Source organism: Microbacterium sp. M1A1_1b, from assembly GCF_053345565.1.
Genome location: NZ_JBKFAJ010000002.1, coordinates 575,378 through 596,765 on the forward strand (window position 1 = coordinate 575,378; position 21,388 = coordinate 596,765).

Here is a 21,388-nt window from a genome sequence, read left to right on the forward strand (position 1 = left end):
CACCCACATCGGGTACACTCATCGAGTTTGGGCCTGCGCACCCCCGGGTGCCGCAAGCTCGTCACCGCGAGTCGGAACCGCCGGCTCAGCGGGAGAGTGCACGGAATCCCGTGCGTTCGATCCCAGGAGGAAACACACCATGGCACCGAAGAAGAAGGTCACGGGCCTGATCAAGCTGCAGATCAACGCGGGAGCCGCCAACCCGGCCCCCCCGATCGGTCCGGCGCTCGGTCAGCACGGCGTGAACATCATGGAGTTCTGCAAGGCGTACAACGCCGCGACCGAGTCGCAGCGCGGCAACGTCGTCCCGGTGGAGATCACCGTCTACGAGGACCGTTCGTTCACGTTCATCCTCAAGACCCCGCCGGCTGCCGAGCTCATCAAGAAGGCCGCGGGTGTGCAGAAGGGGTCCTCGACCCCGCACACGGTCAAGGTCGCGAAGATCTCGATGGAGCAGGTCCGTCAGATCGCTGAGACCAAGCAGGCCGACCTGAACGCCAACGACATCGACCAGGCCGCGAAGATCATCGCCGGCACTGCTCGTTCGATGGGCATCACGGTCGAGGCGTAGTGCTGTCCAAGCACTAGGGCTCACCCCTCAGGTCCACACCCCAAACCCTTCCGTGGGAGAGCCTCGCCGGCTCGCCAACCACGTATCTCGCAAGGAGACCACCATGGCGAAGAAGTCCAAGGCCTACCAGGCCGCGGCCGCGAAGATCGAGGCCGACAAGTTCTACACCCCGACCGAGGCCGTCGCCCTGGCCAAGGAGACCGGCTCTGCGAAGACCGACTCCACGGTCGAGGTCGCGCTGAAGCTCGGCGTCGACCCCCGCAAGGCGGACCAGATGGTCCGTGGCACCGTCATCCTGCCGCACGGCACCGGTAAGACCTCCCGCGTCATCGTCTTCGCGACGGGTGCTGCGGCCGAGGCCGCCATCGCCGCCGGCGCCGACGAGGTCGGTGGCGACGAGCTCATCGCCAAGGTCGCTGAGGGCTACACGTCCTTCGACTCCGCCGTCTCGACCCCCGAGCTCATGGGCAAGGTCGGTCGTCTGGGCAAGGTGCTGGGCCCGCGTGGCCTCATGCCGAACCCGAAGACCGGCACCGTGACCCCGAACGTGGCGCAGGCCGTCAACGACATCAAGGGCGGCAAGATCGAGTTCCGCGTCGACAAGCACGCCAACGTCCACTTCGTCGTCGGCAAGGCCTCGTTCACGCCGGAGCAGCTCGACGAGAACATCTCGACCGCGCTCGAGGAGATCAACCGCCTCAAGCCCAGCGCCTCGAAGGGCCGTTACGTCATGAAGGGCGCCGTCTCGACGACCTTCGGCCCGGGCATCCCGCTGGACGTCAACAGCATCTGAGTCGCTGATCACGGTCACTGACACCACGAACGGCCCCGCATCGCATCAGATGCGGGGCCGTTCTGCGTCTGTGCCGACGACGGCATGCCCGTCCGGGATCGGGCCGGATAGGTTTGCGGTGTGCGCACCCTCGTCAACGCCCTGCGACTGATCGCCGTCATCGCTGTCGTCGCCGCGATCGTCGCCCAGTGGCTCGTCAGCTCGAAACTCGAGTCGTACCTGTTCTGGAACTTCTTCGGGTACTTCACCATCCAGTCGAACGTGTTCATCGCCGTCGCGTTCGCTCTGACGCTGATCGGCGCGGCGCGGCGCAAGCGCGGCTCGACGGGTCTGAGCGTGTTCCGCGGCGCAGCGACCGTCTACATCGCCACGACGGGGATCGTCTACAACACGCTGCTCGTCAACGCCGACGTGTCCGCGTCGGTGCCGTGGTCGAACGACGTCCTGCACAGGGTGCTGCCCGTGTACGCGGTGCTCGACTGGCTGCTGTTCTCCGACCGGGCCCGGTTGCTGCTGCGGCACGTGTGGTGGTTCCTCATCTACCCCGCGGTGTGGCTGATCGTCATCCTGATCCGCGGCGCCACGGACGGCTGGGTGCCGTACCCGTTCCTGGACCCCGCGCTGGGCTACGGCGTCGTCGCGCTCTACTGCCTGGGAGTCGCCGTGTTCATCGCGCTGATGGGCATCCTGGTGGTCGGCATGAGCCGGCTGCGGCTCGTGAAGCTCTAGCGGGCGGACCCGCAGACGCGGCATTGTGTCGCAATCTCTGTAGCAATACACTCGGCATCATGCCGTCACCCTTCGTCGCCGCCTCGACCGCCTGGCTCGCTGCCGGAGCGACCACCGTCGCACTGCTGCTCGTCGTGCTCGCGGTGGTGGGGGCCCGCTCGAGCCGGTCGGTGGATCCGGCTCGTCGGGTGCTCCGCGCCTGGTACCGGCGGCGTCTCGTCGCACTCGCGGTCGGCATCACCGTCGGCACCGGCGTCGCGGTCGTCTACGTCTGGGGGACAGGCGCCGATCGCGGTCGCGCGGTCCCGGATCTGCTGCTCGTCGGCGCGGTGGTCGGTGCGGCGGGTGCGGCTGCGCTGGCTGGACTCGGTCTCCGGTCCAATCAGGTGGGTGACCATCGTGTCGCCGCGTCGGTTGCTCGGCCTGCGCGGGACCTCACCCCGCGGTGGATGCAGCACACGGCGCTGGTCGCGGTGCTCCTGGCGGTGGGGTTGTCGGCGTGGACGATGCTCGCGATGGTGACGTCGCCGCGGTTCACGGGACCGCAGCCGGTGCCGTCACCCGCGCAGCTGTTGACGATGGTGGCCGTCCTGGTGTTCTTGTCGTCCCTCGTGACTGCCCGGGTGGTCGCACGGACCTCGCAGGGCGCTGCTGACGCGGCCGAGTTGCAGACCAGGGACCTGGTGCGTCGACTCGTCGCGCGGGATGCCACGGCGGCTGCCGCCGCGACGAGTGTCGCAGCGGCCTTGCTCACGGTCCCCGAGCTGATCAGTGCGCTCGACGTGCCGTTCATCGGACCCGGTGTATTCGCCGCCGTGACCTGGACGGTGACGGTGTTGGCGGCCATCATGCTCGGCGTCGTGGCACTCCCGCGGACACCGCACGCTCAGCGCGCCCGAGCGGTCCGGAGCGCACCGCAGTGATCCAGGTCGACGTCGGGTCCGGCGTTCCACCCTACGAGCAGATCCGCCAGCAGTACCGGACGATGATCACCGGGGGGTCGCTCCTGGTGGGGACGCGCCTGCCGACGGTCCGTCGGCTCGCGGCCGACCTCGGCCTGGCGGTGAACACGGTCGCTCGTGCCTACCGCGAACTGGAGTCTGACGGTCTGGTCCGTTCGCGCGGTCGTGCCGGCACCGTGGTCGCGCCCTCGCTCGACGAGGTCCGCAACCAGGCCGAGGCGGCCGCGCGGCGGTTCGCCGACGACATGCGCCGTCTCGGGGTGCCCTCGGAGCGTGCCGTGACCTTGGCGCAGACGGCGCTGCGCGAGCAGCGCTGACGGCGCTGATCTCGGGATGCGCAAGCGCTCCAGAGCGTCAGCGGGCGGAGCGGAGACGGTCGAGCACCGTGTCGGCCAGGGTGACGAGCCCGCGGATCTGGTCGTCGTCGCGGTCGATCCACGTGCACTCGGGTTCGTCGGCGATCGGCACGAAGTCGTCGTGCTTCTCCCACACGAACAGTGTGCGGTCGGCGCCGAGCACGTACTGCTGCCACCAGACCTGCCGCAGGTAGTGCCGCGGGACACGCTTCCACCCGTGGGACGTCGTCTTGATCTCGGCGAGCAGCAGGCGCCCGTCGCGGTCCTGCCCGACACCGTCGGGTGTGGCGAGGTGTGCACGGTTGGCGGCGGCGTGGAACAGGTGCGCCGAGGGCTGGATGCCGTGTGTGGCGGCGACCCAGGCGGCCAGGACGGGTTCGCGGTCCTTGCCGTGCTCGGTGTAGACGTTGCCGGAGAACCGGGACCCGTACCGCTTGTCCAGCACGACGGCGTCGACCGCGCGCAGCGAGGCCAGCCGGGCGACATCGGTCGCCGTGATGCCGGCGGCGCGTGCGCGGAGCCACGCGACGCGGTCGGACGAGTGCGCGACGATCCGTTCGGTGTGCCCCCGCAGGGCGGTGAACGCATCGTGGGTGGCGCGCGCCGACGTGGCGGACCCGGGTGGGGCCTCCAGGTCGTCCCACAGGGTGGGCTGCACGATCGTCACCGGACGATTCTCCCCCCGACCACCGTCGATCACCGAACCGGCGCACCGACCGGGCCGGGCGGACTGCGCACTGCGTCCGGCGCACCGGACCGGGACGACGGTCAGGACACGAGCTGGCGGCCCTCGGCGAACGCGACGAGCTCGTCGACCCCGGCGGGGGAGAGCGCGTACCCGATGGCCAGTGACGCTGCGCCCTGGAGGGCCGCCACACCCCCGGCACGCGACGGCGCGATGACCAGGTGCTCGGTCGCGAGCGGCATGGAGCGCGCGTAGACGACCTCACGGACACCGGCGAGCAGGTGCTCGCCGGCCTGGGTGACGGAACCGCCGAGGACGATGACCGAGGGGTTGATGAGCGAGATGCACGTCGCCAGGACCTCGCCGATGTCGCGGCCGGCCTGACGGACCGCGTAGATGGCGTCGAGGTCGGAGCGGTTGACCATCGCGATGACGTCGGCGCTGGTGTGGGCGTCGTGGCCCTTCGCCCGGAGCGCGCGGGCGATGGCGGGCCCGGAGGCGACGGCCTCGAGACACCCGGTGTTGCCGCAGCGGCACGGGACGTCGCCCGCGCGCGACACCCGCACGTGCCCGATGTCGCCCGCGGTGCCCTGCGCGCCGCGCTGCAGCCGGCCCTCGGACACGATGCCCGAGCCGATGCCGGTCGCGACCTTGACGAACAGCAGGTGGTCGACGTCGGGCCAGCCGTGTTCGCGTTCCCCGAGGGCGGCGATGTTGACGTCGTTGTCGAGCAGGACGTGCGCCTGGATGTGCTGTCGGAGCCACGACGGCACGTCGAAGCCGTCCCAGCCGGGCATGATCGGGGGGTTCGCGGGGCGCCCGGTCGAGAACTCGACCGGGCCGGGGACGCCGATGCCGATCGCGATGACGTCGTCGCGGGTGCGGCCGACCTCGTCGAGCAGCTCGTCGATCGCCTGTACCAGCCACGTCAGCGTGGGGACGGGGCCGGCGGCGATGTCGATCTGCGCCTCGCGCGTGGCGAGCGGGGCGGCGACCAGGTCGGTGACCGCGACCCGACCGTGCGAGGCGCCGAGGTCGGCGGCGATGACCAGGCGGGCGGTGGGGACGAGAGCGACCTGTGCCGGAGGGCGACCACCGGTCGACGCGGCGGTCTCGACGGCACCGACGAGCCCGACGTCGAGCAGGGCGTCCAGGCGCACGCCGATGGTGGAGCGTGCGGCACCCGTCAGCGCGGCGAGCTCGGCCCGGGTCCGCGGGACACCGTCGCGCAGGATCTGGAACAACTCGCTCGCCCCGACCGGCGGCGACGCTGCCGTCCGAGTCAAGTCGACCATGGAGGGAGTGAAACACACATCGAACGAGCCACGCAATGAAGTGCGTCGAAGTATTGCGGACTTCTGCTTGACCGCCGACAGAAGTGCTCGTAGTGTGACGATCGGTCAGAGACGACCGCACCACTCGATGAGGAGAACACTGGTGACCCAACCGCTTTCGGTCCAGCTCTACACGGTCCGCGACGCGCTCAGTGCCGATCTGCCCGGCACCCTGCAGCGCATCGCCGGCATCGGCTTCACGGACGTCGAGCTCTTCGGCTACGTGGACCGCGCCGACGAGTACGCGACGGCCCTCAAGGACGCCGGGCTGGTCGCACCGAGTGGCCACGCCCGTCTGCTGGACGCCGGCGAGCAGGGCCTCGAGCGCATCTTCCACGCCACCGCGACGGTCGGCACCGGAACGCTCATCGACCCGCACATCGACGAGGCCCGCTGGACCACCCGCGAGGACGTCGAGGCCATCGCCCGCGAACTCAGTGCCCTCGCACCCCGCGCAGCCGACCACGGCCTGACGCTCGGGTACCACAACCACGCGTTCGAGTTCTCGAACCGCATCGACGGCGTCAGCGCCTACGAGGTCTTCGCCGACGCGCTGTCCGACGACGTCGTGCTCGAACTCGACACCTACTGGGTCAAGGTCGGCGGTGACGACCCGGTGGCGATCATCGGCAAGTACGGCGACAAGGTCCGGTTCCTGCACGTCAAGGACGGTGACGGCTCGCACGACGACAAGCAGCAGGTCGCCGTGGGCAACGGCATCATGCCGATCCGCGAGATCCTCGCCGCTGCGCCCGACGCGCAGCACGTGGTCGAACTCGACGACCACGACGGCGACGTGTTCCAGGCCGTCACCGACTCGTACTCGTTCCTGCAGGGGGTCCGCGCATGACCGACACCACCACGACCGCTCCGGCCGACACGACCGCTGCCGCCACGACCCGCCGCACGGGCCCCGTCGGCGTCGGGGTCATCGGTGCCGGCGTCATCTCGGACCAGTACCTCGGCAACCTCACCGTCTTCCCCGACGTGCAGGTCCGCTTCATCGCCGACATCGACGAGCCCCGCGCCGCCGCCCAGGCCGCCAAGTGGGGCGTACCCGCCTCGGGTTCGGTCGAGCAGCTGCTGGCCGACGACGACATCGAGATCGTCGTCAACCTGACGATCCCCGCCGCGCACGTCGAGGTCGCACTGCAGGCGGTCGCCGCCGGCAAGCACGTGTGGGGCGAGAAGCCGTACGCGCTGGACCGTGCGAGCGCCACGCAGCTGCGTGACGCCGCTGCTGCCGCCGGCGTCACCGTCTCCGTCGCTCCGGACACCTTCCTGGGCGCCGGACTGCAGACCGCCCTGCGCACCATCCGCGACGGCCGGATCGGCACGCCGCTGAACGGGCTCACGCTGTTCCAGAGCCCCGGGCCGGAATCGTGGCACCCGAGCCCCGAGTTCCTGTTCGCAGTCGGTGCCGGTCCGCTGTTCGACATCGGCCCGTACTACATCACCACGCTCGTGCAGGCCTTCGGCCCCGTGTCGAAGGTCACCGCGACGGCGTCGAAGTCCCGTGCCACGCGGACGATCGGCTCCGGCCCGAAGGCGGGCACCGAGTTCCCGGTCGAGGTCCCCACGAACCACTCCGCCTTGATCGAGTTCGAGAACGGCGGGAGCGCGCAGAGCGTGTTCTCGTTCGAGTCCGACCGCGGACGCACCGGCTTCGTCGAGATCGCCGGCGAGACGGGCACCGTGGTGTTCCCCGACCCGAACAACTTCGACGGCGACACCGAGCTCTACGCGCACGGCGCCGATGAGCCCGAGACGATCCCTGCCGTCGGGTCCACCTACTCGCGTGGCACCGGCGTGGTCGACCTGGCCCGCTCCCTGCGCGCGGGCGAGACGAACCGGGTCCCCGGTGCGCTCGCCTTCCACGTCCTCGACGTGATGGTCTCCATCGCCGAGGCAGCCGAACGTGGCGATGCGGTGCTCGTGACGAGCACCGTGTCGCCCTCCCAGACCCTCACCGAGGGCTGGGACCCCGCGGAACAGACCCTGGTCTGACCCGCGACGTGGGTCGGACCCCGGTCCGGCCCGCAGCACAGCACCACACAGCAGCACCCGAACGCACCCTGCACCATCCCTGCACCATCTCAACGACGAGAAAGTAGAGAGTCATGCGCACTGCCATCCGCGCACTGGCCATCACCGCGGCCGCGGCACTCACCGTGACCGGCCTCGCAGCCTGCTCAGCCGGAGGATCCGGCTCGTCCGGCGACTCCAAGACGCTCACCTACTGGGCGTCCAACCAGGGCACCTCCCTGCAGAACGACAAAGAGGTCCTGACCCCCGAGCTCAAGAAGTTCACCAAGGAGACCGGGATCAAGGTCAACCTCCAGGTCATCGGCTGGAACGACCTGCAGACCAAGATCCAGACCGCCGTCACCTCGGGCCAGGGTCCGGACGTGGTCAACATCGGCAACACCTGGGCCACCTCGCTCCAGGCGACGAACGCCTTCCAGGAGTTCGGCAGCTCCGAGATGAAGGCCATCGGCGGCGCCGACAAGTTCGGCAAGGTCGCGCTGTCCACCGGCGGTGCGCCCGGCAAGACCGTCACGAGCGTCCCGCTCTACGGCCTGGCGTACGGCCTGTACTACAACAAGCAGATGTTCAAGGACGCCGGCATCGAAGCCCCCACCACGTGGGAGGACCTGACCGCCGACGCCAAGAAGCTCACCACGGGCGGCAAGTACGGCTTCACCATCGCGGGTGGTTCGTACACCGAGAACGCGCACTTCGCGTTCATCAACTCGGCGCAGAACGGCGGCGAGTGGTTCGACAAGAGCGGCAAGCCGACCTTCACCTCGTCCGCGAACGTCGACGGCATCAAGCGCTACATCGACCTGATGCAGAGCGACAAGGTCGTCAACACCTCGAACGCCCAGTACGACAACGGCACGCAGGCGGTCTCGGACTTCGCGAACAAGAAGGCCGCGATGATGCTGACGCAGAACAACGCGAACGCGACGATCACGTCGAACGGCATGTCCGCGGACGAGTTCGGCGTGGTCCCCTTCCCGGCTCCCAAGGGCGGCAAGGACATCGCCTCGTTCCCGGCCGGCATCAACCTGTCGATCTTCAAGAACACGAAGAACAAGGACGGCGCGCTGAAGTTCGTCAAGTACATGACGAGCGCGGACACGCAGTCGACGCTCGACAAGCCGTACTCGGCACTGCCGGTGCTCGCCTCCGCTGCTGACTCGGTCACCGACGAGCAGACGAAGACGTTCCTCGACATCTACAACAACAAGGCGAAGCCGCTCCCGCTCGTGCCGGCCGAGGACCAGTTCGAGTCCACGGTGGGCAAGGCGATGAACGACATGTTCGCCAAGATCGCCACGGGTGGCACGGTCTCGGACAGCGACATCAAGTCGGCGCTCCAGACGGCCCAGGACCAGGTGTCCCAGGCGAACGGCTGATCCAGCACTCAGCCAGGAGGCCCGGGGCGCGTCCGCAGGGAACGCCCCGGGTCTCCTCCCCCCACCGCCACGACCGCTGCCACGGTCGGCGGAGCACCCGAACACGAACACCCCTGACGCCGAAAGGCCCTGCCCATGTCCACGACGGTCCTGCCGGAATCCGAGGCGCCCGACCTGCTGCACACGAAGGCACCGACACTGTCGGGGCCTCCGCCCAAGGGGAAGCGCCGCATCACGTGGCTGCCGTACGCCCTCGTCGGTCCCGCCATCCTCTTCGAGCTCCTGATCCACATCGTCCCGATGCTCACCGGCATCTGGATCAGCTTCATCCAGCTCACCAAGTACTTCATCGCGAACTGGGGCGCTGCGCCGTTCGCCGGGCTGCACAACTACTCCGTGGCCGTGGACTTCAACCAGGCCATCGGCAAGGGCCTGCTCAACTCGTTCCTGATCACCTGCGCGTTCACCGTGCTGGTGGTCGGCCTGTCGTGGGGCTTCGGCATGATGGCCGCGGTCGCGCTGCAGAAGCCCTTCAAGGGTCGCGGCCTGTTTCGCACGCTGTTCCTGGTGCCCTACGCGCTGCCGATGTACGCCGGTGTCATCACGTGGAAGTTCATGTTCCAGCGTGACTCCGGTGCGATCAACCACATCCTGGTCGACCAGCTGCACCTGTTCAGCGGTAGCGGTCCCTTCTGGCTGATCGGCAACAACGCCTTCGTGGCCGTCGTCGTCGTGGCGATCTGGAAGACCTGGCCGTTCGCGTTCCTCATGCTCATGGCGGGCCTGCAGTCCGTGCCGGCCGACGTGTACGAGGCCGCCTCGGTCGACGGTGCGAAGCCGTTCCGGCAGTGGCGCTCGATCACCCTGCCGATGGTGCGCCCGGTCAACGTGACGCTCGTGCTCGTGATGTTCCTCTGGACCTTCAACGACTTCAACACGCCCTACGTGCTGTTCGGCTCGACGGCGCAGCCCCCGGCGGCCGACCTGCTCAGCTTCCACATCTACAACGCGTCGTTCATCACCTGGAACTTCGGCTCCGGCGCCGCGATGAGCGTGCTGCTCCTGCTCTTCCTGCTCGTCGTCACCGGCATCTACCTCGCCGTGACCAACCGGAGGTCCGTCCGTGCGTGAAACAGTGGGCGCCAAGTCCTTCAAGATCATCGTCCTGGCACTGCTGACCGTGTTCACGGTCGTGCCCCTCTACGTGATGATCACCACGGCCATCAAGCCGCTCGGTGACGTGCAGAACGACTTCACGTGGATCCCGACCAACATCACGTTCCAGCCGTTCATCGACATGTGGTCGACGGTGCCGCTCGGGCAGTACTTCATCAACTCGCTCGTGGTCTGCACGGTCGCGACGGTGTTCTCGCTCATCATCGCCACGTTCGCCGCCTACGCGGTGTCGCGGTGGGAGTTCAAGGGCAAGAGCGCCTTCACGACCACGGTGCTGTCGACGCAGATGTTCCCCGGCGTGCTGTTCCTGCTGCCGCTGTTCCTGATCTTCACGAACCTCGGCAACTCGCTCGGCATCCAGCTCGTCGGCAGCTGGACCGGCCTGATCATCACGTACCTGACCTTCACGCTGCCGTTCTCGATCTGGATGCTGGCGGGGTACTTCGAGACGATCCCGCGCGAGCTCGACGAGGCCGCGATGGTCGACGGCTCGGGCCCGATGGGTGCACTGTTCCGGATCATCCTGCCGTCGGCCCGCCCGGGTCTGGTGGCCGTCGGGATCTACTCGTTCATGACCGCCTGGGGTGAGGTCCTGTTCGCCTCGGTCATGACGAACGGCAACGGGCAGACCCTGGCGGTCGGCCTGCAGCAGTACTCGACGCAGACGAACGTGTACTGGAACCAGATCATGGCGGCGTCGTTGGTCGTGTCGATCCCGGTCGTCATCGCGTTCCTGATCGTGCAGCGCCAGTTCGTCGCCGGCCTGACCGCCGGTGCCGTGAAGTAGCCGCACCCGCACAACGCACCACCACCAACCCCTTCGCCGAGTCTCGGCTCGGCGGACAGAATGTGGCTCCCAGACGCCGCAGGATGTCCGCCGGGCCGAGACTCGTCTGCGTCGGGAGCCTGCCCACGCCAGCCACGGCACCACGCACACGACAGGATGGGACCATGACCGACACTCCCCGCGGCCGGCAGCTGCTGCCCGGTCAGACCAGCCGCGTGCACGTGTACGACGTCGCCGCACGGACCAGTCGGCTCGTGTTCGCGTCGGACACCGTGCTGGTCGAGGCGCCGAACGTGCTCGACGCCGACACGCTCGTGCTCAACGGCAACGGCGACCTGTGGCTGCTGCACCTGCCCGAGCCCGGCACCGTGCTCGACGAGACCGCCCTGGTGCCGGTCCCGATGGACGGCGTCGACGAGATCAACAACGACCACGTGCTCGAGCCGTCCGGGGACGCCGTCGTGGTGAGTGCCCGCAACGGCGAGCTGTACCGCGTGCCGCTGCCCGAGGGCGGCGCGACCGAGCAGCTCACCGATGCCGCCGCCGAGTTGCCCGTCAAGCGCAAGTTCTACCTGCACGGCATCGCGCCCGACGGGTCCTCGCTGGCGGCGATCGTGGGGGAGCTGTCCGAGGACGGTGTCTGGACGACCGACGTCGCGCTCGTCGACCCCACCACGGGAGCACCGACGTTCGTCACCCGCGACGCGTTCCCGGCCGACGGCTGCTCGTTCGCGGGCGACACGCTCGTGTTCAACGCCGAGGTGTTCACCCCCGGCACGGCGCAGCTCGTCGCCCTCGCGCCCGGTGCGACCGACCCCGTGCGGATCACGGCGGACGACCGGGTGAACTGGTTCCCGCACGTGTCACCGGACGGCGCCCACCTGCTGTACCTGTCGTACGAGCCCGGCGTGCAGGGGCACCCGGCCGACCACCGCGTGGAGCTCCGGCTGCTGCCCGGAGTGCTGGTGCGCGGCGCGCGGATGGCGGTCGTGCCCGAGACCCTCGTGTCGCTCGAGGGCGGGCAGGGCACCGTCAACGTCCCGCCGTGGGCCCCCGACTCGACCTGGTTCGCGTACTGCGACTACCCGACGACCCGCTGACACTCCGGGAGTCCGGCACACCGCACCCCGGCAACGACATCGCACCCCGTTGGAGCGGGGCGCGATGTCGGTGCGGGGGCGCGGTCCGTGGGCGGGGCACGCGATGGCCAAGGGGGGCGGTCCGGCGGACGCGACGTGCGCGGCGGGCGCGCACCGAGCCTCCAGGCCCGCGCGGGTCTGCTGACGCTACTGCACCTCGCGCACCTGCCCCTGCTTGATGTGCAGCCGCCGCTCGGCGCGGCGCGCCACCCACGAGTCGTGCGTGACGATGACGACGGTCAGCCCACGGTCCTTCCACTGCCGCTCGATGAGCCCCATGATCTCGTCGCGCGTGCCCTCGTCGAGGGCGCCCGTCGGCTCGTCGGCCAGCAGCACGCTCGGGTTCTTCACCAGCGCGCGGGCGATCGCGACGCGCTGCTGCTGCCCGCCCGACAGCTCGGCCGGCAGGTGGTCGAGGCGCTCGCCGAGGCCGACCTCCTGCAGTGCATCGGTCGCCCGCTTCCGGATCTCGGCGCGGCTGCGGTTCGCCAGCGACCCGGCGAACGCGGTCTCGACGTTCTCCAGCGCGGTGAGCGTCGGGATGAGGTTGAAGCTCTGGAACACGAAGCCGATCTCGGTCGCGCGCAGGTCGGTCAGGGCGCGGTCGCCGAGCTTCGCCACGTCGCGGTCGCCGAGCGCGACGGATCCGGCAGTCGGCCGGTCCAGCGCACCGAGCATCTGCAGGAGCGTCGACTTGCCCCCACCCGTCGGACCCTGCACCGCGACCATCTGCCCCTGCGGGATCGTCAGGTCGACGTTCGTCAGCGCAGTGACCGTCCGGTTCTTCTGCTGGTAGGTCTTGCTCACGTTGGTCAGGTGGTACATCGGCCGGGAGGCCCGGCTGGCGTCCGCCGCGGACGGTGCGGTCTCGGTGCTGGTCACGGTGGGTCCTCCGGTCGGTCGGTTCTTCTCGGGTGTGGCCGGATCGGTCCGGTCAGTGGTTGTCGGGCGCGGTGCGGTCGGGTTCGTCCCGGTGGTGGGGTGCGGTGCGGTCGGGTTCGTCCCGGTGGTGGGGCCGGGCATCAGGCAACGCTCCGCAGGGCCTCGGCAGGACGCAGGCGTGAGGCTCGCCATCCGCCGAGCGCTCCCGCGATGAGCCCACCGAGGACGGCGAGTCCGATGGCGAGCAGGATCACCTCGACCGTGACCGGGGCGTGCAGGACCACGTCCGTCGTCGACGCGCTGGTGCCCCCACCCCCGAAGCCACCGGCGGGTGCACCGCCCGCGGCACCGCTGCCCGCCGCCCCGGTGGCCGCGCTGCCGGGCACCCCGCCGCCGACACCCGGGCGGGCATCGGTCGAGGTCGAGGCGCTCGCCGAGATCGTCGGTGCGATGACGTTGACGACCAGGATGCCGAGCAAGCCTGCCGCGGCGCCGATGACCCCACCGATCAGGCCCTGGACGAGGGACTCGCCGGCGACCTGGCGGGTGATCCGGCCGTTCGACCAGCCGATCGCCTTGAGGGTGCCGAACTCGCGGGTGCGACGGGTGACGCCCGAGATCGTGAACAGGATCGCGATGAGGAACGCGGCGGCCAGGACGACGATCGACAGCCAGGTCCCGAGGTTCGAGACCAGGGTCGACGCGGTCGACAGCGAACCGGAGACGCTCGAGGCCAGGTCGGACTCGGTGGACACGGTCGCGCTGGTCAGCTTCGCCTGCAGTGCGGTCTTGATCGCCTGGACGTCGGACGACGAGTCGGCGGAGACGGAGATCGAGGTGACCTTGCCGTCCAGGTCGGCGAGCGTCTGCGCGGTGTCCAGCGGGATGTAGGTGTTCGACCCGGTCGTGCTGGCGGACCCCGTCGAGGCGACGATGCCGATCACGGTGAAGTCCTTGCCACCGATCGACAGCGTGCCTCCCACGGCCTTCGACTCGCTCTTGGCGTACGCGGCGTCGAGGACGACGACGTCCTTGCCGGTGTCGGCCTTGGTGAAGGTGCGGCCCTTCGTGATCTCGGTGCTGGTCAGCGGACCGACGGCGTCGCCCGTGACGGGGATGCCGGTCACGGTGAACGAGTCGACGCTGAACGACCCGCCGCCGAAGCCGCCGCCGCTCTCGCCCGTGCCACCGCTCGGCGGTCCCGGCTGCGTGCCGGTGCTGGTGCCCCCGCTGGTGCCGGAGCTGCCGTTCGTGCCACTGCCCTGTTGGACCGACCCGGAGAACGTGCTGTTCTCGAGCGTCAGGACACCCGTGGCGGCCTTGACCCCGTCGGTGCCGGCGACCGTCGCCACGTTCGCGGTCGTCAGTGTGCTCGCACCCCGCGAGACGGCGAGCCGCGACTGCGACAGGTCCGTGCTGCCGCCGGAGGTCGAACCCTGGTCGCCGAAGTCGAAGCTCGGGCGTCCACCGTTCGTCGACGACGGGGTCTCGGTCTTCGACACGGTGATGTCGGTGCCGACGCCGTACACGGACTGCAGCACGCTCGACTGCGCTGCCTTCACGCCGCCCGCGATCGAGGAGACGATGACCACGAGCGCGATGGCGAGTGCCATGCCGATCGCGATGATGACGGTCTGCTTCCGGCGGTTCGTGAGTTCGCGCCGGAGGTAGGTCAGGAACATGGTTCTCCTCGGTGGGGCCGGCTCGCTGGTCACCGGTCGCGCATCGGGAGCGCGGCGGGGCCGACCTGAGGAGAAGCTAGGGACGCCGGCGATGACCGGGCCAAGGCGTTCCCATGAGTCGTCTAAGGGGCGTAGGTCCGCCGGAGGTGCTCGGCGTAGCCGCCCGGGGTCCGTCCGTCGAACCGGCCGCTCGTCACCACGGGCAGCTCGGTCGTCGCCCGCACCTGCAGACCCAGCGCGCGGGCCCGTTCGACCAGCCGGACGTCCTCGTGCTCGCGCACCGGGTCGAAGCCGCCGACCGCCACGTACGCGTCCGCGCGGATGCCGAGGTTCGCCCCGTGCACGTGTCCGAGTGCGGCGCCCGGTGGGTGCGCGAGTCGCCACCGGTCGAGGACGTCGGCCGTCAGGTCGTCGGGGTCCGGCACCACCGCACCGACCAGCAGGTGCAGGCCGTCGGACAGGGCGTCGGCCTGCTGCACGAGCCAGCCCGGGTCGACGCGGGAGTCGGCATCGGTGTGGGCGAGCCAGACCGCATGCAGCCCACCCGGTGCGGACGCCAGCGCCTGCGCCGTGCCGAGTGACCGCGCTCGCCCGACGCCCACGTGCGGCGTTTCGAGGACCTGCACCCGGTGCCGGGCAACGAGGCCGGCGGTGTCGTCCGAGCAGCCGTCGAGGACGACGGTGACACCGACCTCGACGCCGGGCCGCTCGCCGTGCAGCCGCCCCACGGCGACCTCGAGCGCTGCCAGACACGCGCCGATCCGGTCCTGCTCGTCGTGCGCCGGCACGACGACGTCGATGCGGGCCGTCACCGGACGAGTCCCTGGGCCCGCGCGACCGAGGACACCGCGGGACCGGGCAGGACGCTCAGCACGAAGTCGTCCTCGACGTGGCGGATCAGGGCTGCGCGGGGCCAACGCGCGGTGAGCCGGGCATCCACGGCGTCGCCACCGGACACTGCCTGGTCGTCGGGGTGTCGCCAGTGACAGGCGACGAGCACGCCGTCGTCGTCCAGGGACGCCAGGACGTGGTCGATCGTGGCGTCGAGGTCCGCCGGCGACAGGTAGTAGCCGACCTCGGACAGCACGACCAGGTCGAAGTGTCCCGCGGGCCACTCGTCGGGCAGCGCCGCCTGCACGAACCGTGCCCGTGGTGCCCGGATCCGAGCCCGGGCGAGGGGAGCGGCGGCGATGTCCGTGCCGAGCACCGCGTCCGCACGCTCGGTGAGCGCTGCCGTCAGCACGCCGGTGGCGCAGCCGATCTCGACTGCGGACCGGTAGCGCTCGCGGGGGAGTGCGGCGAGGGTGAGGGCACGCTTCCGCCGCTCGTACCAGGACCCGTCGAAGTCCCACCCCTCGGGCTTCCGCGCGTAGTGCTCGTCGAACGACGCACGGGACCGCGAGCCCGACCCCGAGCCCATCGCACCGAAGTACCACTCGGAGTCGCGCAGGTGGTGCGCAGCGTGCCGCTCGTCGACGACGGGTTCGTCACCCGGCGCCGGAGACAGCGGCAGGACCTGGGAACGATGGGTCCCCAGGGCCGCGCGCTTGCGGGAACGGATCGCCGCCGTGAGCGGCAGCGCGCGGGCGGTGTGCCACGGCGCGGCCGGCGCTCGGACGTCGTCCCAGTGCCAGGCCCAGACCGGGTACGACAGCAGCGCGACGTCGTCGCGGTCCGCGGCGACCGCGGTGGCGACCTCGCCGGCGACGCGGTGGTCGCGGTGACCGTCGCCCGACCACGGCGCCACGAGGAGCGTGCGCCCGGCGGTGGCGTCGAGCCGGGCGAGCAGGGCCGCGCGCAGGACGTCCGGCCGTTCACGGAGCCCGACGTCGGGGATGCCGAGCGGCTCCGCCGTGACGGACGGGTGCAGCGTCGCCAGGGCGTCCCGGAACTCGGCGGCCCGGGTCGCGGCGAGCTCGGACGGCGTGGTGGTGGGCGAGTCCGGGTGCGACCCCTCGCCGAGCGTCGCGAGGACGACGTGCACGGGCAGCCCGGCGTCGGCCGCCACGGCGATGAGTCCACCGGCGCCGAGGGTCTCGTCGTCCGGGTGCGGCGCCACGACCAGCACGGCGGCGATGTCGGTCAGGTCGACCAGCACGGGGTGGAGGGTGTCGAGGAAGGCCGTCCAGTCCTCGGGCGCCGTACCCGGTTCGCGGTGGTCGAACGTCACCACGCGACACCGCCGCGCTCGAGGACCATCCGGCCGATGCGCGCCAGGTCCCGGTCGCCGTGGTCCTGCAGGACGTACAGCTCCAGGTCGGCGACCCGGGCCGCCATCGCGGGGTCGGACGTCAGCGGACCCGGGCCCACGGCGCCGACGGTCCTGGTGCGCACGGCGTCCACGGCACGGCGGACCCGCGAGCGGACGGTCTGCGCGAGCAGCGCCCAGTCCACGTCCGGGGCGGCTGGAGCGTCCGTCGGCCGGACGTCGATCCGGGCTGCGGCATCGGCGAGGGCGTCCTCGGCATCGGCCAGGTCCGCCACCACCCCACCGAGCGCGACGTGCAGCAGCTCCGCGTCCGGGCGGGCCCCTGCGTACGCACGCAGGACCCGTGCGAGCCCCACCGCACCGCCCCACCAGCACGCCGCGACCGCGATGCCGCCCCACGCGAAGCCCGGACGGGTCAGGTACCAGCCGGGTCCACCGACGGCGCTCGCCGACACCCCGTCGAAGTCGACGGGGCCGCTCGGCACGTCGGGCATCCCGCGCGCGACCCAGGCCTCGTCGTGCGGGGTCACACCGTCCTGGCGCAGGTCGACGGCGAACAGCTGCCGAGCGTCCCCGACGTGCGCGGTCACCAGTGCGTGCGACAGCGACGACGCGAGCGAGCACCACGGCTTGGTGCCCTCGAGCAGCACGGAGCCGTCGGCGGTGGGCATCGCCGTCAACCGGACGCCGGACGCCTCGGCAGCGAAGACGCCCCAGGTCGACCCGGCCGGCGCGGCGACCCTGGCCTGCGCGAGGATCCCGAGCGCGTCGAGGTGCGGTTCGACGGTGCGGGCCAGCGCGACGTCGACCGCGGCGACCGCGGCGAGCGTGACGAACACCCGGCCGGCCGTGCCTGCGGTCAGTGGTGGGGTGGTGGCCGCGACCGCGCGCGCCAGGGCGAGCCGGTCTGCCGGGGCCGAGCCGGTCCTCCCGGCCGCTGCGGTGAGCGCGTCGACGTCGACGGCGGTGGCACCGGCGGGCCAGGCTGCGGAACGGATCATGCGGCCGACGCTACGGAGACGCTCCTCCGCGCACTGCCGGATCATCCACAGAGCGTGGAGGGGTGCTCCACAGACCACTCATAGGAATCCCTTCGACACTCGAACACGTGACCATCTCCCCGCCGCAGACAGCCCCGCGCCTCACACGTGCCGACGGATCCCCGTTGCGCATCCTCGTCGTCGACGACGAGGCCAGCCTCACCGACCTGCTCTCGATGGCGCTCCGCTACGAGGGCTGGGACGTCACGAGCGCGAACGGCGGCCAGGACGCCCTGGCCAAGGCCCGCGAGTTCAAGCCGGACGCCATGGTGCTCGACGTCATGATGCCCGACCTCGACGGCCTGCAGGTGCTGAACCGGCTGCGCCAGAACAACGACGACACCCCGGTGCTGTTCCTCACCGCGAAGGACTCGGTCGAGGACCGCGTCACGGGGCTGACCGCCGGCGGTGACGACTACGTCACCAAGCCGTTCTCGCTCGAAGAGGTCGTCGCACGCCTGCGTGGGCTGATCCGTCGCTCGCAGATCTCCGTGTCCGAGGCGGGTGACTCGCGCATCGTCGTGGGTGACCTGGTGCTCGACGAGGAGTCCTACGAGGTCTCCCGTGCCGGCCGGCCCATCGAGCTGACCGCCACCGAGTTCGAGCTGTTGCGCTTCCTGATGCGCAACCCCCGCCGCGTGCTGAGCAAGGCGCAGATCCTGGACCGCGTGTGGTCGTACGACTTCGGCGGCAAGTCCAGCGTCGTCGAGATCTACATCTCGTACCTGCGCAAGAAGATCGACGCCGGCGAGCAGCCGATGATCCACACGGTGCGTGGCGTCGGGTACGTCATCAAGCCGATCTCCTGAGCGCCCCGTGACCCTGCGTCGCCGGCTCGTCCTGAGCATCGTCGCCCTCGTCGTCGCCGTCAGTGCGGTCATCGGCGCGGGCAGCATCATCGCGCTGTTCTCGATCCAGCGCTCGGCGATCGACGAGCAGCTCCGGTACGCCACCAGCCGTGCGCAGCGGTCGGTGGAACAGCAGGGCGGCAACGGCCCCGGGCTCGACATCGGCCGGCCGTCCGGGCAGGCCTCGGGCACGCTGACGGTGTACTTCCTGAACGGGGACGCCGTCGTCGGCAGCGTGCTCGACAACGACGGCAACATCGAGCGCCTGTCCGGTTCCGTGGTCGCACCGCTCGGATCGGTGACCGTCGACAAGCAGCCGCACACGATCGACCTCGGGGGCGACCTCGGCCGCTACCGCGTCACGGCCGCCACGGTCGGGCCCGCGGTCCTGGTGGTCGGGCTGCCGATGGCGCCGGTGTACCAGAGCGTGTGGAAGCTGTTCGGGGTGGTCCTCGTGGTCACCGCGCTCGCGCTGCTCGCGGCCTCGCTGGGAGCGGCGATCGTGGTCCGACGCTCACTGCGGCCACTCGAACGCGTCGCCGAGACCGCGTCGACCGTCGCCCGGATGCCGCTGGAGCGCAGCGACGCGCTGGACGGCGTCCGCGTGCCCGACACCGACCCCCGCACCGAGGTCGGCCGCGTCGGCACCGCGTTCAACCGGATGCTCGAGCACATCGGCGGCGCCATGCAGGCCCGTGAACGCTCGGAACAGAAGGTCCGGCAGTTCGTCGCCGACGCCTCGCACGAGCTCCGCACGCCCTTGGCGTCGGTCCGCGGGTACGCCGAGCTCACGCGACGCATGGGCGGGGACCTGCCGAAGGACGTGGTCTACGCCATGAGCCGCATCGAGAGCGAGTCGCTCCGCATGACGAGCATGGTCGAGGACCTGCTGCTGTTGGCCCGGCTCGACGAGGGCCGCGAGATCCAGTTCGACGACGTGGACCTGACCGGGCTGGTGTTCGACGCCGTGAACGACGCGCACGCCGCATCGCCCGAGCACCCGATCGAGGTCGACGTGCCCGACGCGCCCGTGGTCGTCCTCGGTGATGCCGCCCGCCTGCACCAGGTCATCGTGAACCTGGTCACGAACGCCCGCACCCACACCCCCGACGGCACCCGCATCACGGTGGGGATCGCTCCGACCGCCGCGGGTGTCGACCTGACCGTGCGCGACACCGGGCAGGGCATCGACCCGGGGTTCCTGCCGAAGCTGTTCGAGCGGTTCGCGCGTGCCGACAGCTCCCGGTCCCGCAGCGCGGGCTCGACGGGCCTGGGGCTCGCGATCGTCGACGCGGTCGTGCAGGCCCACGGCGGCTCGGTCGAGGTCACCAGCGAACCCGGGGACACGGTGTTCACGGTGCACCTGCCCGCGGCTGCTCCGCAGGCGGATGCCTGGGCGGAGACCCCGGTGGTCGCGGACGCGACCCACTGACGGACAGGAGGCGCGGTGCGGGCCGGCACCGGGCCTCCCGTCCGGTGGTTGGTCCGGGCCACCGCGGTCTGCTACAGTTCTCGAAGCCAAAGACCGCCGGTCGTTGTCGTGCTTGCGCGACAACCGAAGGTCCTCTCTCACGAGGCAGCCCGCGCAGGTGTTCCGAACCACTCCATCCGCTTGCGGGGGAGCAGCTCCGAGCCTCTGCGCCGGAGCTTTTTTCGTGTGGTGGGTTGTGTACGTCGCAACCGGGGACCTGGGGCTAGCCGGCAAGACCCCCAAGGAGAACCATGGCGAACAAGGAAGCTGCGGTCGCCGAGCTCACGGAGTCCTTCCGTAGCTCGAACGCCGTTCTGCTCACCGAGTACCGCGGTCTCACGGTCGCGCAGCTCAAGGAGCTCCGCAACTCGATCCGTGAGCACGCCACGTACGCCGTGGTGAAGAACACGCTGACCAAGATCGCGGCGAACAACGCCGGCATCTCGTCGTTCGACGACGAGCTCGCCGGTCCGTCCGCTCTCGCCTTCGTCCACGGTGACACCGTCGCCGTCGCGAAGTCGCTGCGTGCATTCGCCAAGGCGAACCCCGAGCTCGTGGTCAAGGGCGGTTACTTCGACGGTAACCCGCTCACCGCGACCGAGGTGGACAAGCTCGCCGACCTCGAATCCCGTGAAGTGCTGCTCGGCAAGCTCGCCGGCGCCTTCAAGGCTTCGCTGTTCGGTGCTGCGTACCTGTTCAACGCACCCCTCTCGCAGGCCGTCCGCACGGTGGACGCCCTCCGCGAGAAGCAGGAGTCCGCGGCCTGACCAGGCACGCGTTCCACAACCACATCACGTACTGAGTAGTAGGAGAAAATCATGGCGAAGCTTTCGCAGGACGAGCTCATCGAGGCCTTCAAGGAGCTCACGCTCATCGAGCTCTCGGACTTCGTGAAGAAGTTCGAAGAGGTCTTCGAGGTCACCGCTGCCGCTCCCGTCGCCGCTGCCGCGGCGCCCGGTGCTGCTGCCCCGGCCGAAGAGGTCGAGGAGAAGACCGAGTTCGACGTCATCCTCAAGTCGGCTGGCGACAAGAAGATCCAGGTCATCAAGGAGGTCCGTGGCCTCACGTCGCTCGGCCTCGGCGAGGCCAAGGCCCTGGTCGAGACCCCCGACGCCAAGGTGCTCGAGGGTGCGAACAAGGAAGCCGCTGACAAGGCGAAGGCTGCCCTCGAGGCTGCTGGCGCCACGGTCGAGGTCGCGTAACTCGTTCCACAGCATGACGGCCGTCGCCCTTCGGGGCGGCGGCCGTCGTCGTGTGCGGGGTGGGGTGTGCGGCGTGCGGGTCGTGAGTGCGGCGTGCGGG

At 70.3% G+C, this 21,388-nt stretch carries 22 protein-coding genes; 15 read left to right on the forward strand and 7 right to left on the reverse strand.

All coding sequences use genetic code 11. From position 1 onward, the window contains the following. The first annotated feature begins 139 nt into the window (after window positions 1–139). From rplK to ACLBWP_RS07455, 5 genes are all read left to right on the forward strand, one after another. A complete protein-coding gene (gene rplK, locus ACLBWP_RS07435) occupies window positions 140–571 on the forward strand; it encodes a 50S ribosomal protein L11 (protein WP_243561703.1) in 432 nt (143 codons plus the stop codon). A gap of 103 nt (window positions 572–674) precedes the next feature. After that, window positions 675–1,364 carry a 50S ribosomal protein L1 gene (gene rplA / locus ACLBWP_RS07440; RefSeq protein WP_243561702.1) on the forward strand — a complete coding sequence of 230 codons (690 nt, stop codon included), beginning with the start codon at window positions 675–677 and terminating at the stop codon, window positions 1,362–1,364. Between the two features lie 120 nt (window positions 1,365–1,484). Beyond that, window positions 1,485–2,093, forward strand: coding sequence for a Pr6Pr family membrane protein (locus tag ACLBWP_RS07445; RefSeq protein WP_447654681.1), 609 nt, complete (start codon window positions 1,485–1,487; stop codon window positions 2,091–2,093). Window positions 2,094–2,152: 59 nt separating this feature from the next. Next, a complete protein-coding gene (locus ACLBWP_RS07450) occupies window positions 2,153–3,016 on the forward strand; it encodes a hypothetical protein (protein WP_447654682.1) in 864 nt (287 codons plus the stop codon). Further along, window positions 3,013–3,372, forward strand: coding sequence for a GntR family transcriptional regulator (locus tag ACLBWP_RS07455; RefSeq protein ID WP_447654683.1), 360 nt, complete (start codon window positions 3,013–3,015; stop codon window positions 3,370–3,372). Before ACLBWP_RS07450 ends, ACLBWP_RS07455 begins: the two co-directional genes overlap by 4 nt. 37 nt (window positions 3,373–3,409) lie before the next feature. Here ACLBWP_RS07455 and ACLBWP_RS07460 read toward each other — a convergent pair whose 3' ends face one another. After that, window positions 3,410–3,985, reverse strand: a complete 576-nt coding sequence (locus ACLBWP_RS07460) for a YqaJ viral recombinase family protein (protein ID WP_447654849.1) — start codon at window positions 3,983–3,985, stop codon at window positions 3,410–3,412. Between the two features lie 194 nt (window positions 3,986–4,179). Further along, window positions 4,180–5,391, reverse strand: a complete 1,212-nt coding sequence (locus tag ACLBWP_RS07465) for an ROK family protein (RefSeq protein WP_447654684.1) — start codon at window positions 5,389–5,391, stop codon at window positions 4,180–4,182. Between the two features lie 142 nt (window positions 5,392–5,533). Between ACLBWP_RS07465 and ACLBWP_RS07470 the strand changes: the two genes are divergently transcribed. From ACLBWP_RS07470 to ACLBWP_RS07495, 6 genes are all read left to right on the forward strand, one after another. Continuing rightward, window positions 5,534–6,280 (forward strand): sugar phosphate isomerase/epimerase family protein, encoded by a 747-nt coding sequence (locus ACLBWP_RS07470; RefSeq protein WP_447654685.1) that lies wholly within the window; start codon window positions 5,534–5,536, stop codon window positions 6,278–6,280. Then, the gene (locus ACLBWP_RS07475; protein ID WP_447654686.1) at window positions 6,277–7,437 is read left to right on the forward strand and encodes a Gfo/Idh/MocA family protein; all 1,161 of its coding nucleotides are present in this window, start codon (window positions 6,277–6,279) and stop codon (window positions 7,435–7,437) included. The genes ACLBWP_RS07470 and ACLBWP_RS07475 overlap by 4 nt, the downstream gene beginning before the upstream one ends. Window positions 7,438–7,550: 113 nt before the next feature. Continuing rightward, complete coding sequence (locus ACLBWP_RS07480) at window positions 7,551–8,852, forward strand: ABC transporter substrate-binding protein (RefSeq protein WP_243561695.1); 1,302 nt, start codon at window positions 7,551–7,553, stop codon at window positions 8,850–8,852. A 135-nt stretch (window positions 8,853–8,987) separates the two neighbouring features. Continuing rightward, window positions 8,988–9,983, forward strand: coding sequence for a carbohydrate ABC transporter permease (locus ACLBWP_RS07485; RefSeq protein ID WP_243561694.1), 996 nt, complete (start codon window positions 8,988–8,990; stop codon window positions 9,981–9,983). Further along, window positions 9,976–10,815 carry a carbohydrate ABC transporter permease gene (locus ACLBWP_RS07490; protein WP_447654687.1) on the forward strand — a complete coding sequence of 280 codons (840 nt, stop codon included), beginning with the start codon at window positions 9,976–9,978 and terminating at the stop codon, window positions 10,813–10,815. Before ACLBWP_RS07485 ends, ACLBWP_RS07490 begins: the two co-directional genes overlap by 8 nt. A gap of 164 nt (window positions 10,816–10,979) precedes the next feature. Beyond that, window positions 10,980–11,915 (forward strand): TolB family protein, encoded by a 936-nt coding sequence (locus ACLBWP_RS07495; protein WP_447654688.1) that lies wholly within the window; start codon window positions 10,980–10,982, stop codon window positions 11,913–11,915. Window positions 11,916–12,101: 186 nt separating this feature from the next. On the opposite strand, the gene ACLBWP_RS07500 is transcribed toward ACLBWP_RS07495, so the two are convergent. The 5 genes from ACLBWP_RS07500 to ACLBWP_RS07520 all read right to left on the reverse strand — a co-directional run bounded on the left by ACLBWP_RS07500 (window position 12,102) and on the right by ACLBWP_RS07520 (window position 17,728). After that, window positions 12,102–12,779, reverse strand: a complete 678-nt coding sequence (locus ACLBWP_RS07500; protein WP_447654850.1) for an ABC transporter ATP-binding protein — start codon at window positions 12,777–12,779, stop codon at window positions 12,102–12,104. 197 nt (window positions 12,780–12,976) lie between these two features. Next, a complete protein-coding gene (locus ACLBWP_RS07505) occupies window positions 12,977–14,518 on the reverse strand; it encodes an ABC transporter permease (RefSeq protein WP_447654689.1) in 1,542 nt (513 codons plus the stop codon). A 122-nt stretch (window positions 14,519–14,640) separates the two neighbouring features. Next, the gene (locus ACLBWP_RS07510) at window positions 14,641–15,330 is read right to left on the reverse strand and encodes a glycosyltransferase (protein ID WP_447654690.1); all 690 of its coding nucleotides are present in this window, start codon (window positions 15,328–15,330) and stop codon (window positions 14,641–14,643) included. Beyond that, window positions 15,327–16,688: a PIG-L family deacetylase gene (locus ACLBWP_RS07515; RefSeq protein ID WP_447654691.1), complete on the reverse strand. Its 1,362-nt coding sequence runs from the start codon at window positions 16,686–16,688 to the stop codon at window positions 15,327–15,329. Before ACLBWP_RS07515 ends, ACLBWP_RS07510 begins: the two co-directional genes overlap by 4 nt. After that, window positions 16,685–17,728 carry an acyl-CoA dehydrogenase gene (locus ACLBWP_RS07520; protein ID WP_447654692.1) on the reverse strand — a complete coding sequence of 348 codons (1,044 nt, stop codon included), beginning with the start codon at window positions 17,726–17,728 and terminating at the stop codon, window positions 16,685–16,687. Before ACLBWP_RS07520 ends, ACLBWP_RS07515 begins: the two co-directional genes overlap by 4 nt. A gap of 107 nt (window positions 17,729–17,835) precedes the next feature. On the opposite strand from ACLBWP_RS07520, the gene ACLBWP_RS07525 reads away from it, so the two are divergent. The 4 genes from ACLBWP_RS07525 to rplL all read left to right on the forward strand — a co-directional run bounded on the left by ACLBWP_RS07525 (window position 17,836) and on the right by rplL (window position 21,288). Next, the gene (locus ACLBWP_RS07525; protein WP_308221875.1) at window positions 17,836–18,576 is read left to right on the forward strand and encodes a response regulator transcription factor; all 741 of its coding nucleotides are present in this window, start codon (window positions 17,836–17,838) and stop codon (window positions 18,574–18,576) included. A 7-nt stretch (window positions 18,577–18,583) separates the two neighbouring features. Next, window positions 18,584–20,047, forward strand: a complete 1,464-nt coding sequence (locus ACLBWP_RS07530; protein ID WP_447654693.1) for a sensor histidine kinase — start codon at window positions 18,584–18,586, stop codon at window positions 20,045–20,047. A gap of 290 nt (window positions 20,048–20,337) precedes the next feature. After that, window positions 20,338–20,853 carry a 50S ribosomal protein L10 gene (gene rplJ, locus ACLBWP_RS07535; RefSeq protein WP_123655473.1) on the forward strand — a complete coding sequence of 172 codons (516 nt, stop codon included), beginning with the start codon at window positions 20,338–20,340 and terminating at the stop codon, window positions 20,851–20,853. Window positions 20,854–20,904: 51 nt separating this feature from the next. Continuing rightward, the gene (rplL, locus tag ACLBWP_RS07540; protein ID WP_243561686.1) at window positions 20,905–21,288 is read left to right on the forward strand and encodes a 50S ribosomal protein L7/L12; all 384 of its coding nucleotides are present in this window, start codon (window positions 20,905–20,907) and stop codon (window positions 21,286–21,288) included. The last annotated feature ends 100 nt before the right edge of the window (window positions 21,289–21,388 follow it).